General features: G+C 70.7%; 13 protein-coding genes and 1 CRISPR repeat array (1 of these 14 cut by a window edge). Of the genes, 5 read left to right on the plus strand and 8 right to left on the minus strand.

Annotation, left to right across the window (positions count from 1 at the left end; translation table 11 throughout):
* A CRISPR array of direct repeats spans nt 1–868; the repeat unit is 29 nt; unit sequence GGGACCATCCCCGCGTGCGCGGGGAGCAG; it begins 320 nt to the left of the window's first position.
* A 207-nt stretch (nt 869–1,075) separates the two neighbouring features.
* Both TCUR_RS01820 and TCUR_RS01825 read right to left on the minus strand, forming a co-directional pair.
* Nucleotides 1,076–1,282 carry a DUF397 domain-containing protein gene (locus TCUR_RS01820; protein WP_012850757.1) on the minus strand — a complete coding sequence of 69 codons (207 nt, stop codon included), beginning with the start codon at nt 1,280–1,282 and terminating at the stop codon, nt 1,076–1,078.
* Nucleotides 1,283–1,297: 15 nt separating this feature from the next.
* Nucleotides 1,298–2,338, minus strand: a complete 1,041-nt coding sequence (locus TCUR_RS01825) for a helix-turn-helix domain-containing protein (protein ID WP_083789741.1) — start codon at nt 2,336–2,338, stop codon at nt 1,298–1,300.
* A 50-nt stretch (nt 2,339–2,388) separates the two neighbouring features.
* Here TCUR_RS01825 and TCUR_RS24525 point away from each other — a divergent pair, with 50 nt between their 5' ends.
* The gene (locus tag TCUR_RS24525) at nt 2,389–3,135 is read left to right on the plus strand and encodes an ATP-binding protein (RefSeq protein WP_012850759.1); all 747 of its coding nucleotides are present in this window, start codon (nt 2,389–2,391) and stop codon (nt 3,133–3,135) included.
* A gap of 431 nt (nt 3,136–3,566) precedes the next feature.
* Here TCUR_RS24525 and TCUR_RS27670 read toward each other — a convergent pair whose 3' ends face one another.
* Nucleotides 3,567–3,782, minus strand: coding sequence for a hypothetical protein (locus tag TCUR_RS27670; protein ID WP_148232889.1), 216 nt, complete (start codon nt 3,780–3,782; stop codon nt 3,567–3,569).
* A 13-nt stretch (nt 3,783–3,795) separates the two neighbouring features.
* On the opposite strand from TCUR_RS27670, the gene TCUR_RS27675 reads away from it, so the two are divergent.
* A complete protein-coding gene (locus TCUR_RS27675; protein ID WP_148232890.1) occupies nt 3,796–4,311 on the plus strand; it encodes a trypsin-like serine peptidase in 516 nt (171 codons plus the stop codon).
* A gap of 63 nt (nt 4,312–4,374) precedes the next feature.
* Here TCUR_RS27675 and lanL read toward each other — a convergent pair whose 3' ends face one another.
* From lanL to TCUR_RS26830, 3 genes are all read right to left on the minus strand, one after another.
* The gene (lanL, locus tag TCUR_RS01840; protein WP_012850761.1) at nt 4,375–6,972 is read right to left on the minus strand and encodes a class IV lanthionine synthetase LanL; all 2,598 of its coding nucleotides are present in this window, start codon (nt 6,970–6,972) and stop codon (nt 4,375–4,377) included.
* A gap of 122 nt (nt 6,973–7,094) precedes the next feature.
* Entirely contained in the window at nt 7,095–7,250 is a 156-nt protein-coding gene (locus tag TCUR_RS26825; protein ID WP_012850762.1) for a hypothetical protein, read from the minus strand.
* A gap of 388 nt (nt 7,251–7,638) precedes the next feature.
* Nucleotides 7,639–7,794, minus strand: coding sequence for a hypothetical protein (locus tag TCUR_RS26830; RefSeq protein ID WP_012850763.1), 156 nt, complete (start codon nt 7,792–7,794; stop codon nt 7,639–7,641).
* A 174-nt stretch (nt 7,795–7,968) separates the two neighbouring features.
* Between TCUR_RS26830 and TCUR_RS01845 the strand changes: the two genes are divergently transcribed.
* The 3 genes from TCUR_RS01845 (at nt 7,969) to TCUR_RS26835 (ending at nt 11,526) form a co-directional block, all read left to right on the plus strand.
* Nucleotides 7,969–8,934 (plus strand): daunorubicin resistance protein DrrA family ABC transporter ATP-binding protein, encoded by a 966-nt coding sequence (locus TCUR_RS01845; protein WP_012850764.1) that lies wholly within the window; start codon nt 7,969–7,971, stop codon nt 8,932–8,934.
* Nucleotides 8,931–9,773, plus strand: coding sequence for an ABC transporter permease (locus tag TCUR_RS01850; protein ID WP_012850765.1), 843 nt, complete (start codon nt 8,931–8,933; stop codon nt 9,771–9,773). The genes TCUR_RS01845 and TCUR_RS01850 overlap by 4 nt, the downstream gene beginning before the upstream one ends.
* Before the next feature lie 664 nt (nt 9,774–10,437).
* Nucleotides 10,438–11,526 carry a hypothetical protein gene (locus TCUR_RS26835; RefSeq protein ID WP_012850766.1) on the plus strand — a complete coding sequence of 363 codons (1,089 nt, stop codon included), beginning with the start codon at nt 10,438–10,440 and terminating at the stop codon, nt 11,524–11,526.
* Nucleotides 11,527–11,964: 438 nt separating this feature from the next.
* On the opposite strand, the gene TCUR_RS27395 is transcribed toward TCUR_RS26835, so the two are convergent.
* Together TCUR_RS27395 and TCUR_RS01865 are read right to left on the minus strand one after the other, a co-directional pair.
* Nucleotides 11,965–13,716, minus strand: a complete 1,752-nt coding sequence (locus TCUR_RS27395; RefSeq protein ID WP_012850767.1) for a serine/threonine-protein kinase — start codon at nt 13,714–13,716, stop codon at nt 11,965–11,967.
* Between the two features lie 338 nt (nt 13,717–14,054).
* The gene (locus tag TCUR_RS01865) at nt 14,055–15,044 is read right to left on the minus strand and encodes a BtrH N-terminal domain-containing protein (RefSeq protein ID WP_012850768.1); all 990 of its coding nucleotides are present in this window, start codon (nt 15,042–15,044) and stop codon (nt 14,055–14,057) included.
* Between the last annotated feature and the right edge of the window lie 534 nt (nt 15,045–15,578).

Below are 15,578 nucleotides of genomic sequence, written 5' to 3' on the forward strand. Positions count from 1 at the left end.
TGCGCGGGGAGCAGGTGAGGTCGACCTCGGCCTGGACAGCATCCAGGGGACCATCCCCGCGTGCGCGGGGAGCAGGCAGCATCTTTGCCCGGGGTGCCGTCTGGGGCGGGACCATCCCCGCGTGCGCGGGGAGCAGCTGGGGCTGTCACCTCGCAACGCGGATGATGCGGGACCATCCCCGCGTGCGCGGGGAGCAGCGGCCCGCCCCGGGCGCATCGGGTGGCGGGCCGGGACCATCCCCGCGTGCGCGGGGAGCAGGGCTCCTTCCGTATCGGAACGGCGGGTCAGGCGGGACCATCCCCGCGTGCGCGGGGAGCAGGCCGCGTGGGCGGTCCGCGGAGCGCAGGAATGGGGACCATCCCCGCGTGCGCGGGGAGCAGGGCCCCCTTGCCCCACAGCACTGCAAAACATTGGGACCATCCCCGCGTGCGCGGGGAGCAGAACCACGGCCGCACCATCCCCGCCTACGACCTGGGACCATCCCCGCGTGCGCGGGGAGCAGACGTACACCGGTGCCCGCCGGGACAGCCCGGCGGGACCATCCCCGCGTGCGCGGGGAGCAGCCGCGATCGAAGTCGGCGAGCGCGTCCCGAGCGGGACCATCCCCGCGTGCGCGGGGAGCAGCCTTGCGAGCCGTGCGCGGATCTCGGCGGCCCGGGACCATCCCCGCGTGCGCGGGGAGCAGCCCTCTGGGACCACCACGGTCCCGACGACGACGGGACCATCCCCGCGTGCGCGGGGAGCAGCCCCCCGGGTATGCACGCACGGTCGTGTAACGGGGACCATCCCCGCGTGCGCGGGGAGCAGCGCATTCCATCGCAGACCGAGCTGGAGCAGGAGGGACCATCCCCGCGTGCGCGGGGAGCAGACTGGCTGACCTGCGGGTTTATCTCAGGAGGATGCCAGAATCCATTACTTTTTTCGATCTGGACATATCGGGCGCTGTCCTGTTGGGGTCTCTTCTTTGCCGGTGTCCGTATGAGTGGTTGTGTACAGGGTTAGCCGTGCGTCGGGGGCGGCTTGGATGCCTGGCCATCTCTGTGTCCGGTGGCAGCAGAAGCAGTTGGGATGCTGATCAGAAGTCGTACGTGCCTTGCTTGATCTCTGCTAGAAGCCTGCCCCAGGCTTCTCGTTTCATGGCCAGGAAGCCAGCGCCGGGATTCTTGGAGTCGCGGATGGCGGTCGTAGAGTCCAGGTGAGCGACCTCTACGCACTCACCCCCGGAGCTGCCGCTGTGGGAGCTCCTACGCCACGTAGCGTCGTGCACGCTGTAGTGAGCCATCGCAGACTCCGTCTCTCACGCCAGTTCTGCGGCGGTCTTCTCGATGAGGGCGACTGACTCCTCCGGGCTGAGTGCATCTGCCCGGAATGTGTCGAATGTCAATCTATGTATCGCGATCTCTGCCTCTCTGTCCATAACAAGTGAGCCAGCTCGATTCTCGACGTAGACATACTCGGCAAGAGCGGCTTTGCCGAGGTCGAGCGACAGGAGGGTGAAAGGGCCGCCCACCGCCGGATGCGCGCCGGTGGTGAACGGCAAGACCTGCAGCTTGATATTGCGCTGGCGTGCCCTGGCCGCGAGGGCTTCGAGTTGGGCTCGCATGATCTTGGGACTGCCCACGATTCGGCGTAGCACGGCCTCGTTGAGGACGGCCCAGTACTGTACGGGGTCCTCTCCGCCGAGGATCACCTGACGGGCCAGTCTGGCTTCGACGCGCTGCTGGATCTCTTCCTCTGCGGGAGGACGCGGCTCGGCCGACAGGATGGCGCGGGCATAGTCGGGGGTCTGGAGCAGGCCGGGTACCCACTCGCTGGCGTAGACGTGGATCTCGGTGGCCTCGGCCTCCAGGCCCAAGTAGAGCTCAAAGCCGGGGTGTAGCACCTCGCCGTAGCGCTGCCACCACCCGCGCTGACGGGCTGCTTTGGCCAGCTCGGTCAGCTGCCGGGCCTCCTCGGGCGTTGCCTGGTACAGCTCGATCAGCCGTTCCAGTACCCGCGTGGACACGGAGCTCTGGCCGGTCTCCATGCGGCTGATGGTCGAGTCGGTGCGTGCGATGTGGCGGGCTGCGTCGTCTGCCGAGATCCCGGCTCGGGTGCGCAGCTCGCGGAGCCGGATGCCCAGCATGATCCGCCGGACTGTGGGGCTCTCGGGGCGTGGCATGGCGACCTCCTCCGCTCCTTTGGCGTCATTCTGCACTCCCATGTGTGCAGAGCGTGTGTCTTTGGCGGAAGAAATCCCAAACTGATTTCCCAAATGGGATTGCATTTGATCTTGGGGGCGTTCAGGATCTCTCTTGTCTGCACTCACCGTGATCTTTTCGGGGCTCACGGTGATCATCGGTATGGCTCGTGGGCTTCTGCCTCATCGCCCCCTGGAGGTAGCTCCTGATGGGACACGATCAACCCCCCACCCTGGTCACCGGCGGTGCGCACGCCTGGCGGCTGCCGCCCGACGAACGCGGGCCGGCGATGGCGCGCTCACTGCTGGCACAGGCCATGGCTGCTCTCGGCCTGGACCAGGAGGTGATCGAGGACGGCAGGCTCGCCGTGTCCGAGATCGCCACCAACGCGTTGCGGCATGCCCGGCCCGCACCGGGTGCCGCTCCGGTCGTCCCGCCGGAGCTGTGGGTCTGGGCGCGGACCGTGCCCGCCCCTCAGCTCGTCGTCTCCGTCTTCGACGGTGCCCGCTCCCTGCCGCCCCGGCCCGGCCGGGGCGGCCTGCTGGAGGAGTCCGGCAAAGGGCTGGCCCTGGTCGCCGAGGTCGCCGCCGACTGGGGGTATGGGCCGTCCCGTTCCCTGCTGGCCGACCCTCCCGTTCCGGGCAAGGCGGTCTGGTTCGCCCTGCCGCTGCCACCCGATTGGCCCGGCCGTACGGTCACCGTTCACCCTGATGCCGCCGCGCGCTGCTTAATGCGGGTGCTGGCCCGCCGCGGCCTGCACGGCAGGCACAGTGGCACCGGTGCCCTGTCGGTGCTGGAGCTTCCCGGGCTCAACGTGTGGGTTCTGCCCGGCTGCTTTTCCTGGCAGCCTCGTCCCGATCGGCTGATCCGCCATCCCCTCATCGATCTGCAGGAGACCGCCGAGCGGATCATCCGTCATCTGGACGGCTCCTCTTCTTCGATGCCTGCTTCTTGAGGGGTTCGCTGCGCCGCCGGTCCGTCTAGGGAAGCCGAGGGCTTGTCAAAGACGCGAGTGCCCTGCCGGGACGGTCCTTCTCGCTGTCGCTTTCACTCCTGACTGTCACTGCTCATCCGGAGATCTTAACTACTGTGAGTCATCTATAAGTAACGACGGGTAGTTAAAGTTTGTCGCTCGGTGACAGATCCGGCCGGGAGGTCACCGAGGGGCGGATCGCCGGAAGATGCGAAAGGAGCGCAGAAGGCGATGGTGGGCACCAGGGTGCACTGGACGGGAGTCTTAGCGGGAAGCGCCGTCCTGGCGGGTGCTCTGTGGACGCCCGCGGTCGGGCAAGAGACCGTCCTCCCGGAGGGAAGGTGGGCTCCGGTGGCCGTGCGGGCTCCGGCCGGTGCGCAGGCCGAGCGTCTTTCGCAGGTCGAGCGCCGCGATCAGGCCGGCGGCGCGCTCTTTCGGGCGGGGCCGGCGCGGCTGGTGCTTCCGGCGGTGCCCGCGGACGTCCCGAGGCGGACGATGACCGGGATGGCCGGTGGTGTGCCGGCCAGCAGGGCGGTGGGCAGGGTGTTCTTCACCGACGCGGCGTCGGGGCGCCGTTCCTCCTGCTCGGCCTCGGTGGTCGCCAGCGACTCGGGGAACCTGCTCCTCACCGCGGGGCATTGCGTGTACAGCCGCGGCTGGCACCGTGACTGGATCTTCGTCCCCTCCTATGACCAGGGCAAGCGGCCCTTTGGGGTGTGGCGGGCGGAGTGGTTCGTCACCCCCTCCCGGTGGATCACCCATGGACGGCCCGAGGACGATGTGGCCTTCGTGAAGGTGGCCTCGTCCGGAGGCGTCAGGATTCTCGACAGGGTCGGCGGCAACGGCATCCGGCCGGGGGCCGCCACGGGCAGGCGGCGGACGGTCCTCGGCTACCCGTTCCTGCCGCCCTACCGGGGCGACCGGCAGCACTACTGCGAAGGCGTCACCCGGTCGGAAGGGCGGCGCATGCGGATGGCGTGCCGGCTCACCACCGGTGCCAGCGGCGGTCCCTGGCTGGACTCCTATGACCGTTCGACCGGGTTCGGTTACATCGGCGGTGTCACCACGAACACCGATCTGGCCAACACCACGCTGTGGAGCCCGCTGCTTGGCGGGGACGTGTGGACGCTCTACCGGTACGCCGATCAGCTTCGGTGAAATCACCGGCGAAGCGCCCCGCCGCCCGGGAGGAGATCCCCGGGCTGCGGGGCGCTGCGGGTGTCAGCGGGCGGTGCCTGCGGGCGGGTCCAGCCACAGGCGCGGGGCCGCCGGGTCGCCGAGCCGCCGCAGGAAGGACACCACCCCGGAAGTCCCGATCGACCAGCCGCCGCTGCTTCCGTGCAGGGAGGTGTCGGGGAACACCGGGGCCTCGGGGGAGCCGCCGGCGCGGGCGAGGATGAGGTCGGCGATCCGGTCCGCCCACTGGGCGTACGTCCGGTCACCGGTGATCTGGCACAGGTCGAGGAAGAGTTCCCCGATGCCCGCCAGCCCGCAGCACTGGGTGAGGGCGTACATGCGCGGCGCCAGCTCCAGGCAGGCCGCGGCGGCCTCGCGGGCCGCCTGCAGGTGGTCGTCGGCGCCCAGGTCGCGTCCGGTCCGGGCGAGGGCGGCGCCGATCCCGGCCAGTCCCTGGCAGAACGAGGCGTGCATCGGCTTGGCCGATACCGCCCGGGCGGCCTCCAGCAGCGGCGGCAGGTGCTCAAGGAGCGTGTCGCATCCTTTGTGCAGGGCGGCCTCGGTGGCCGTCTCGCCGGTGGCCGCGTGGTGGTCGCGCAGGAAGTGGACGATGCCGGCCAGGCCGTGCGCGAAGCCCAGGGTGCGGGAGACCGCCCCGCAGTCGGCGTAGTCGGGCGGGTTCTCCTGCAGTTCGGCCGTCAGGTCGCGGGCCAGGAGCCGCCGGGCGCAGGCGTCGGCCAGTTCCAGGCGGCCGGCGTCTTTGGTGAGCCGCCACAGCAGCAGCTGGCCGGTGCCGATGCCGGCCAGTCCGGTGTGCTGGTCGGTGGCGGTGATCCGGGAGAGGACGGGACGGGCCAGCGGCTCGGCGATCTTCAGGAGGGTCTCGTCGCCGAGGGTCGCTCCGGCTTCGGCGATGAAGACGGCGATGCCGGTGTCGCCGGTGTACAGTCCCGGGCGGCCGTTGCGCAGCGCCCGGAAGCCGCCGGTCCAGTAGGCCAGGCCGCGTGCCAGGGCGCGGGACGGTTCGTCGTGCCGCAGCAGTTCCATGCCCATTCCGGCGGCGCCCCGGTAGAGGTTGATGGGGCTGCCCACCAGGCCGCCGGTGAAGTCTTTCCCGCTCATGAGGTCGGCGGCGTGGCGGGACAGTTCGGTGAGGCTGTGGGCGATGGCCGCCGCCAGGCGGCGGGCCCGCTGCCGGGCAGAAGGCGGCGGCGGGGGCGGGGCGTCGGTGAAGCGGCCGGCGCGGATGTCGTCGGCGGCGGCCCGGCGCCGGGCGGGGTCGGGGTCGAGCAGGCCGAGGATCGTCCCGCTCATGCCGCCCCGGCCGGCCAGTACCTCGGCGGCGCGGCGGGGGTCGTGGTTGCCGGGGTCGCCGGTCATCCAGGTGGGCGGCAGGCCGGTGGCGGCGTAGAACAGGGTGGCGCCGAGGGAGTAGTAGTCGGCTTCGACGGTGGCCGGTTCGTCGCGTTCCTGTTCGGGTGGGCTGTAGCCGGGGGTCCAGCCGTACAGTTGCGGGTCTTCGGCGTGGCTGATTTCGAAGTCCACCAGGCGGGGGCGGCCGGTGGCGTCGTCGAGGACGACGTTGGTGGGGGTCAGGTCGCGGACCAGCACGCCGCGCCGGTGCACGTGGTCCAGCAGTTCCAGCAGGGCCGTGGCCAGGGCGCGCAGGCTTCGTCCGGGCGGTGCCGGGTCGGCGACGTACAGGCCGTTCTCGGCGACGTCCTGGCCGAGGGCCAGGGCGCCCAGGTCGGTGATGGCCAGGTATTCGCGGTCTTCGTGGCGGAAGTGGTCGATCACTTTCGGTACGTCGTCCAGGTCGCGCAGCAGGTGCAGGACGTACCGTTCGTTGCGCAGCCGCAGGCGGGAGTCGCGTCCCAGGGTGTCTTCGTTGACGTGGGCCCGTGCCTCTTTGATGATCACCGGCCGGTTGTCGGTGGTGTCGATCGCCCGGTATACGCAGCCTTTTCCGTTGCGGGTCAGGCCGCGTACCACTCGGTAGCGTCCGCCCAGCAGGACGGGGGCGGCCGGGCCGTCGGACGGTGCGGGGTGGGGGGTGGCGCCGGTGAGCGGGTCGGGGGACCAGTGGGGTTGCCAGAAGGAGTCGTCGGCGGCGCCCGGGTGGGTGTTGCCCTGCGGGTCGGTGACCACGAGTTCCAGGTCGCCGTCGTCGTTGATGTCGTAGCAGGGGTGGAAGGGGCCGTAGCGGTAGTAGACGGGGGCGTCGGGCCGTACCCGCCGGTCGCTGCAGATGCGGGGGCCTGCCATGCCCGCCAGGTCTTCGGCGAGCCGGCGGGCCAGGGGTGCCACGTCCTCGGGGGACGGGTAGATCGTCACGGCCTTGCCGATGGAGCCGGGGTGGTTGTTGGCGGAGTTGAGGTCTTGCAGGTGCCGTCCGGAGCGGACGACTTTGAAGTGGCAGGGGACGGCGAGGACGGCGGGCAGCATGCGCCGGATCGTCTCCTGCAGGGTGGCGGGCCGGGCCGACAGGTGGATCTTCCAGCCCTGGCGGGGGAGGTGGAAGGCGGGGTCGTCCACGGCCAGCCAGACGCCGCGGGCGTGTATCTGGCGGCCGGCGCCGGTGACCGGGCCGGTGAGTTCGGCGCGCAGTTCCTGCTCGGTCGGGGTGGCGGGTGCGTGGGACACGTTGGGTGGCCTCTTCCTGGTGGTGCGGTGGCGTGGCGGCCCGGGCAAGCGGCCGAGGGGCCACTGAGTTCGGCAGCCCCTCGGTTTCGCCCGGCGGTGTGGTCGCCGGGTGTCAGGCGATGTCAGGCCTGGGTGCTGAAGTCGTCACACAGGACCGTCCGGCCCCAGTGGCAGACGGTGCAGCTCCCCGCCTGGAAGGCCGGGGCCTCCGACGGCACGGTGGCCAGGGCGTCCAGGTTGGTGGTGCCGGCGTCGCGCGGTTCGAGAAGTGCGGACACAGTGACCTCCTGATGTCGCTTTGTGTGTCCTTACGATTACAGAACGCAACATCGCTGGGTGGGATGTCCATCCGGGTCGTGCCAGTTGGCGCCTATGGATCCGCAAAGGGTGCGAGCGGGGGAGAAGGGGTCACATGTTCACAAGGTCGGGCGATGGCGGGAGAGTGCCGTGGTGGCCGCTGCGGGCGATGCGTCTGGAGCGTGCGCCGTTTCGGGGGTTCGCCGTCTGCCGGCCGGTTGGGTGCGCGGTTACCGCCCGGCGGGCCGGTGACCTCTTCCCGGTGGCACGGCCGGGGGCAGTGGCCCGTGCAGCGGCCGAGGGGCCGCCGAACTCGGCGACCCCTCGGTTTCGTCCGGTGATCTGCTCACCGGGTCGTCAGGCAGGAGGTCAGGACCTGGTGCTGAAGTCGTCGCACAGGATCGTGTAGCCCCAGTGACAGACCGTGCAGGTTCCTGCCTGGTGGGCGGGGGCCTCCGAGGGCACCGCGGCCAGGGCGTCCAGGTTGGTGGCGCCGGCGTCGCGCGGTTCGAGGAGAGCAGACATGAAGACCTCCTGCTGTTGCTTGGGGTGTTCTTGTAGTTACAAAGAGTAACATGGTCGGGGCGATTGTCCACTGAGAAACGTCAGGTGGTTTTTACAAGCCCGTGAATGGCTCGGGTAAAGAGGAGATAAGGCCACATGGTCACCAGATCCGGTCATGGTGAGCGGAGCGCTGCCGTGACCGCCGGGGACACCGCGTCCGACACGCCCGCCGCTCCGGTCATCCATGCCCGCGCCCTGGCCAAGTCCTACCCGGGCGGGCCGGCCGTGCGCGGAGTCGACCTGTCGGTCGCCGCGGGCGAGACCTTCGGGTTCCTCGGCCCCAACGGGGCGGGGAAGACCACCACCATCGCCATGCTGTGCACCCTGACCGCCCCCTCGGGGGGACGGGCCGAGATCGCCGGCCACGACGTGGTCACCGAGGCCCACCAGGTGCGGCGGCACATCGGCCTGGTCTTCCAGGACACCACCCTCGACCTGGGCCTCACCGCCTGGGAGAACCTGCGCTTCCACGCCCGCCTGTACGGCGTCCCGGCCGCCGCCGCCCGCGAACGCGCCCGGATGCTGCTGGACCTGGTGGGCCTGGGCGGGCGGCGCGACGACCTGGTGGGCACCTTCTCCGGCGGAATGAAACGCCGCCTGGAAGTGGTGCGCGCCCTCATGCACCGCCCGCGCGTGCTGTTTCTGGATGAGCCGACCATCGGGCTCGACCCCCACACCCGCGCCCAGATCTGGGAGCACCTGCGCCTGCTGCGCGAACGCGAACGGATCACCGTGTTCTTGACCACGCACTACCTGGACGAGGCCGAGCACTGCGACCGCATAGCCATCATCGACGACGGGCGCATCATCGCCGAGGGCACGCCCGCGGAGCTGAAGACCGTGGTCGGCGCCGACCGCATCGAACTGCGCTCCAGCGACGACCGGGCGGCCGCGGCGCAACTGCGCGACCTTTTCGGCCTGGAGGCCACGGTGACCGAGCGCGGGCTGTCGGTGCGGGTCGCCGACGGGGCCGCCTTCGTCCCGCGGATGTGCGCGGCTTTGACGGTCCCCATCGAGTCGGTCACGGTCGTGCGTCCCAGCCTCGATGACGTGTTCTTCCACTACACCGGCCGCACCATCCGCGAGGAGGGCGGGCGATGACGGCGCCGGCCACGGCCCCCCGGGCGTCCCGGTACGCCGACGAGCTGGCCGCCCTCGGCGTGGTGTGGCAGCGCGACATGCTGCACTACGTCCGCGACCGCCTGAAGATCGTGGTCACGGTGCTCCAGCCGGTGCTGATGCTGCTGGCGCTGGGGGCGGGGCTGGCCGCGCTGCTGCCGGCCTCCCCGGGCGGCGCCGACTACCGGACGTTCCTGTTCCCCGGCATGCTGGTGATGACGGTCCAGGCGCCGGCGATCTCGGCCGGGGTCGCGCTGGTCACCGACCGCCAGGCCGGCTTTTTGCGCGAGATGATCGTCGCCCCGGTGCGCCGGGAGACGCTGCTGGTCGGCCGGTGCCTGGGCGGCGCGACCATCGCCGCCTGCCAGGGCGCCCTGCTGCTGCCGCTGGCCGGGATCGCGCACCTGCCTTATGACCCCGTCCTGCTGGCCCTGCTGCTGGGGGAGCTGGCCGTCGTCGCCTTGGCGATGACCGCGCTGGGCGTGCTGCTGGCGGTGACGATCACCCGTACCGAGTCCTTTTACGCGGTGCTGAGCGTGCTGACGATGCCGCTGATCTTCCTGTCCGGGGCGATGTTCCCGGTGCAGGGGCTGCCCGGCTGGCTGTCGTGGGCGGTGCTGATCAACCCGGTCAGCTACGCGGTGGACGCGCTGCGCCGGACGATCACCGGGTATCTGCCCGGCCCGGTCCCGCCGCAGCTGTTCGACGGGCCGCGCTGGGGCGGGTGGAGCCCGCCGGTGGCCCTCGAGCTGGCCGGTATCGCCGTGCTCGGGGCCGTCATGCTGGTGTGGGCGAGCCGGCGTTTCGGCCGGCTCGGGTGAGCGGCCCGCGTTCGTCCCGGGGTGAGACCTCGTCCTCGCCCCGGTGAAAACGGCCCGAAGAGGGTATGGCACTCTCCGTATTTGATCACTCACTTATGGTGATGATCGGGGGAGTCGTCGATGTGCGTCATCTCTCCTTCCGGCTCTCGCTCCCCGACCGCGGCCGGCGCCGTCCCCGCGGTGCCCGGCGCTCATGTCTTTGAGTCCGTCTCCGGGCCGGGTGCGAGCGCGTCACCGGTGAGGCGCCGGCCTGCGGGGCGATTCGGGACTTTGCCGGTTGCTGCGTGTAAGCGGTGGCCCGGCTCGCTCGACGATCGGCTGAGCTGCGGGGAACGGTGGCTTTGCCCGGGCCGTGGGGTGGATTCGAGACCAATGGGTCGTTTTGCGTGCTGCTTTCGGGCGGTGCCGCGGCCAGGGACGGTTTGTGCTTTCGCCTGTGGTGGTCTGGCTGTCGCGCGCCGGTCTCGGTTCGAGGGTGGGGCGGGGCTCGGCCTGTCTAGCGGCCATGCCGGTATCGATCGACATTGATATTGCTCTTTGTCGATAGATGGTGACTCTGAGTGACATAGGGGGGAAGGGAGAGATCGGGCGGGCCGCCATCGGTGGCTCGAGGCCCCCGGGAGGGCACCCGCCCGCACACCAGGGACACCAGGAGGAAAAGGACATGATCTCAGCGCGACAGGCGATCACCATGGGAACGTCCGTGGCGGCGGTCACCGCCGTGCTGTCCGCTCTGCCCACGGCTTCCGCCGCATCGATCGGACGTCCGGCCGACTGCCACCTGCGCGGGCAGAACTACGCCGAAGGGGCGGTCTTCTACCCCAGGGAGAACGGCACCGGGTGGGTGTGCAGGAACGGACAGTGGGTGAGACTGCTGCCGTCGAAACAGAGGCCGCAGATGCAGCACTCTCAAGGGGTGCTGTCGCCGCAGCAGGGGCAGCAGGTGCAGCGGCCTCGGGTGGTGCTGTCGCCGCAGCAGGCCGACCAGGCCAGGCGGGCCTTCTATGAGCAGTGGGCCTACAAGCTGCCGCACGTCCAGCAGTCCCGGCAGATCTGGCAGGTGCAGCAGCCCCAGCAGGGGCGGCATGAGATCCAGCAGCCCGCGCAGATGCGGCAGCCTCTGCAGGTGCAGCAGCCTCAGGCGGTGCTGCTGCCGCAGCAGATGGAGCGGGCAGGACAGATCTTCCAACGGCAGGGGACGCATGAGCTGGCGCACATGCAGCAGCCCCAGCAGGCCCGGCAAGGACAGCAGGCCCGACAAGAGCGACAAGCTCGACAAGAGCAGCAGGCGCAGCTAGCGCAACAGGCGCAGCGGCCTCGGATGGTGATGTCGCCGCAGCAGGCCGACCAGGCCAGGCGGGCCTTCTATGAGCAGTGGGCCTACAAGCTGCCGCACGTCCAGCAGTCCCAGCAGGCCCAGCAGGCATGGCAGGCGCTGCAAGCCCAGCAGGCCCAGCAAGCTCCACAGTCCCAGCAGTCCCAACAGATTCAGCAGGCCCAAGAGGCCCAGCAGGCTCAGGAAGGACGATCGGCTCAGCGGGGTCGGCAGGCCCAGCAGAACCGACAGGCCCAGCAGAACCAGCAAGCTCAGCAGAACCGACAGGCACAACAGAACCGGCAGGCCCAGGCACAACAGAACCAGCAGGCTCAGCAGGCCCGGGCTCAGCAGAACAAGCAGAGCCAGCAGGCCCAGCAGCCGCAGCAGATCCAGCGAGCCGACCAGGAGGTGCAGCAAGAGCAGCAGGCCCGGTAGCGGCGGCAGCGGCCCCAGCCAGGAGGCCCTGGCCAGGAACAGATAACAGCGACCCGGCCCAGGGAGGGTGAAACGCGCGGCCGAACAAGCGCGCTGTGCCCGCCCTGGGCTTTCGCATGCCCCGTCCCGGCACGAAGGCGTGGTGTACCGGTACGTGCGGCAGCCCCATGGCGCCACATGCCTCGCCCCGGTACGAGGACGTGGTGTACCGGTGTGTGGCAGGCCCATGGTGCTGCATCACCGTTCCCGTGCGGAGGTGTGGCGGGTCGGTGCTTGCGGCAGGTTCGGGGGCTGCGTGCCCTGGCCCGGCACGAGGACGTGGCGTATCGGTGCGTGTGGCAGGCCCATGGTGCTGCATCGCCGGCCCGGTGCGGAGGCGTGGCCTTTCGTCCGGGACCAAGGAGCAGCGCCGCGGAAGGCGGCGGCAGGGCGCCGGGATCAGGACGGGGTGGGCGACGGGTTCAGCAGTGACAGCACCGAAGGCTGGAGCAGGTCGCGGACCTTGGCATAGGGGGCGGTGAAGGTCAGGGTCTGGCAGCCGTCGCTGCCGCTCACGTGCCAGGCCAGTTCGAAGGCGCTGGGAGTGAAGAACGCGCTGAGCATCGGCGGTTCCCGGTCGCCGGCCGGGGCGGTCCAGTCGCCGAAGTGCTTCCTGGTGAACCGGCCCTCGGGTGCGCAGTTCGACCACGGCGGGTCCGGCTCGCGCTGGACGACCAGGCTCTGCAGCCTGCTCAGGCCCGTGGGCGTCAGGGTCTGCGGGCGGAACACGTCGGTGGCGGTGAGCCTGCGTCCGGTGCGCAGGTCGATGGTGACGACCTCCCCGGCGGGCATCCCGTCGGCCGCCTGGCACCAGTCGCTCCACAGCCGGTAGCGCACCGAGACCAGCGCGGGGCCGCGCACCCCCAGGCGGACGGTGGAGTAGATCTGCGTGGGACGCCCCTCGCATGCCGTCCTGCTTCGGACGGCGTGCTCGCGGCCCATCTTGATGAGCCGGTCCAGCGGGGCCCGCAGCGCGCGGTTGATCCGCTGCTGCAGCGCGGCGTCGCGCAGGCCGCTGACCCGCACGTACTGGGCGTTCTGGAGCACCACCCGCGGGTTGGCGCTCGTCCAGCTCTCGGTGGCCGTGGTGACGACGGCGGCGGGGGACGGCCGCGGGGCGGGGGAGGCATCCCGGGTCGCGTAGGTCACCGTGCCGGCCGAGGCGGCGACCACGGCGGTGCCGGCCACCGCGATCGTCACCTTGCCCGCCGCGGTGGCCAGCAGCCCCTGGCCCACCGAGGAGGCCACCGAGCCGCCCGCCACGGCCGCCCCCGCCGGGGTCACGGCCAGCGCGGTCAGCGGGAACAGGGAGGCCAGCGCCACGGCGGCGCCCGCCAGCGCCCCGATGCCGCGCCGCTCCCAGTCCGGCCCGTAGGCGGCGCGGGCGGTGGCCTCCAGCTCGGCCACGAACGCGGCGGCCCCGGGCGGGCGCTGCCCGGGGTCCTTGGCCATGCCCCGGGCGATCAGGGGCCGCAGCGGCTCGGGCACGTCGTTCAGCGGGACGGGGACGTTCAGGTGGTGGTGCATCAGCGCGGCCGCCTCCACGCCTGCGAAGGGCCGCCGTCCGGTCACGCATTCGAGGAAGACGCCGGTGGCGGCGTACACGTCCGTGGCCGGTGAGGCCGGTTCGCCGCGCCACTGCTCGGGGGCCATGTAGGCGGGGGTGCCGGAGGACGAGCCCTGCCCGGCCAGCGCCGCCACGCCGAAGTCGACGAGCTTGCTCAGCCCGTCCTCGCGCACCACGACGTTGGCCGGTTTGTAGTCGCGGTGCACCACGCCCACCGAGTGCGCGGCGGCCAGCCCGAGCAGCGACCCTTTCAGCACGGTCAGCGCCGCCTCGGGGGCCAGTGCGCCGTGCTTGTCGAGGATCGCGCGCAGCGACACCCCGTTGACCGCCTCCATGACGATCGCCGCGCCCTGGGGGGTTTCCACGAACTGGTAGAGCCGCACGACGTGGGGGCTGCGCAGCCGTCCCAGCATCTGGGCCTCGGCGCGCAGCCCGGCCAGGGCCTCCGGGGCGGCCCGCTCCAGGTATTTGATCGCCACCAGGGCACCGGACTTGCGGTGACGGGCCAGCACCACGCGTCCCTGGGCGCCGCGCCCCAGTTCCCGGGTCTCGGTGAACTCCGTCAGGCTCCAGGTCTGTTTCATGCGGCCACCACTTCGTCGTTGACCGAGTGTCTCGGGTGGTGTGACGGCCGCATCGTCTGATCTTGTTCGCTCATGATCGTGGTGGGTCTCGGTTACCTCCGGTACCCCTGTGGACGCCCCGGCAAGCAACGGATCAGCCCATGGCTGGGTCATGAGACGAGCATTTGCCGCCGGGGCGTTCGGCCTCGCCGGAGCACCGGTGCCGGCGGGATGTGCTCCGAAGTGCTCCCTTGCGGACGCCGGGCCGGGTGTCTACGTCGTTTCGTTCCAGGCCCCGGCGTCGTCCCTGATTGCGATGCCCCTGTCTCGGCCTGCGGAGACGGCGTGTTGAGGAAGGCTCACTCCGCCAGGCGGCGCAGTGTCTGCATGGCCTCGCGTTCCAGACGTGAAAGGTCGCCGAGGAGGTCACCGGCCTGGTCCAGGCACTGCGCGTCGCCCGATTCGCCGGCTTTGGCGATCAGCGTCGCGGTCTCCGTCCACAGGGTGGCCGCCTCGGCGTACAGCCTGTGCCCGGTGCGCAGGTGATCGCTGTCGATCGATTGGGCGCATTCGGCGAGGAAGTCGCGGTAGAGGTTGCGGAACAGGGCGCCGCCGGTGCCGCCCTTCTCCATCAGGAAGGCGGCCTGCGGCAGATCCCGCCGGGGGTCGCCGGCGCGCTGGAGCCAGGTGCGCACCAGCTTCCCGGCCTTCTCGATGCCCCGGTACCCCAGGTTGGCGATCGGCGGGTTGAGGAAGGCGTCGGCGCAGGCGGTGATGGCGGGGACGATCCGGCTCTGCGGGGAGGGCGCGTCCTTGGGAACGGTGAGGGTGAAGGAACGGTGCTTGGCGGCCATCGGCCCGCGCGCGGCCCTGGCCTGGGCGAGGCCGTCCAGGCTGGTGGTCACCGCCCCGCCTTGGGAGTCGGTGTCCACCAGGTAGGCGGTGCGGTCGTCGTAGCCGTACATGGCCACGATGTGACCGGCGAAGTGCACCTTCGGGGTGAAGTAGTCCAGGTGGTGGCTGTCGAGCTGCAACCCGACCGGACGGCCGGCGTCGATGGCGGACGCCACGTTCTCCCAGGCCTTGCGGGGCGAGGAGGTTTCGTGGACCGCAAGCTCCAGCCCCAGCCGGGCGGCCAGGTTCTTGGTGAGCTCGAACGGCTTGACCCGTCCCCCGAGGAAGGGAAAGTCCAGGTTCTTGCCGTCCCAGTAGATGAAGGACAACCCAGAGCCGAGGCCGAACAGCATGGGCTCGGACAGGTCGAGCCCTTGGTGCCGCAGCAGCACCCCCAGCGCGGTCGTCTCGCAGTGCTGCATGCCGCGGGCGTCGATGTCTATCAGCGTGGTCATGGCCTGACCTCCGGGGCGGGAATGGCCGCTTGGGTCGTCGGTTCTTTTCGGGGCGCTTGCCCCGGCTCGGCGTGCACGTCCTCATCGTGGACGCTCCCACTATGGGAGAGTCCACCGCTGTGTCTCCTGGTCCAGCTCCTCCTGCGCCCGTATTACGCGGTTGCGTGAGGACGGGCCATCATCACCGTCCTCGCCGGCCGGCGCTGACGGCGGACGGTGAAGCCCACCAAGGCGTTTTTTCCGCCTCCTCGGACGCCTGGAGGCGACCATGCAGGTCACGGAGCCACACTGGACACCGTCCCCGTGCCGGGCCCGCGGCGTCCTGACCGGATCGGGGACAAGCGACCGCTGTAGATGATCGCCGAGATCGGTTGCGGCGCCAGGCGCCTCAACGGACCCGAATGAAAGATCGAGGGCAGCAGCCGGCGGATGCTCACCGTCACCCTGCACGGCCTGGAAGGCGAGGGGATCGTCCATCCGGTGATGCCGCCCGCGCGGCCGAGCCGTTCAAATGAGCCCGCCCGCCGAAGCTCG

Source organism: Thermomonospora curvata DSM 43183, assembly GCF_000024385.1.
Taxonomy (GTDB): domain Bacteria; phylum Actinomycetota; class Actinomycetes; order Streptosporangiales; family Streptosporangiaceae; genus Thermomonospora; species Thermomonospora curvata.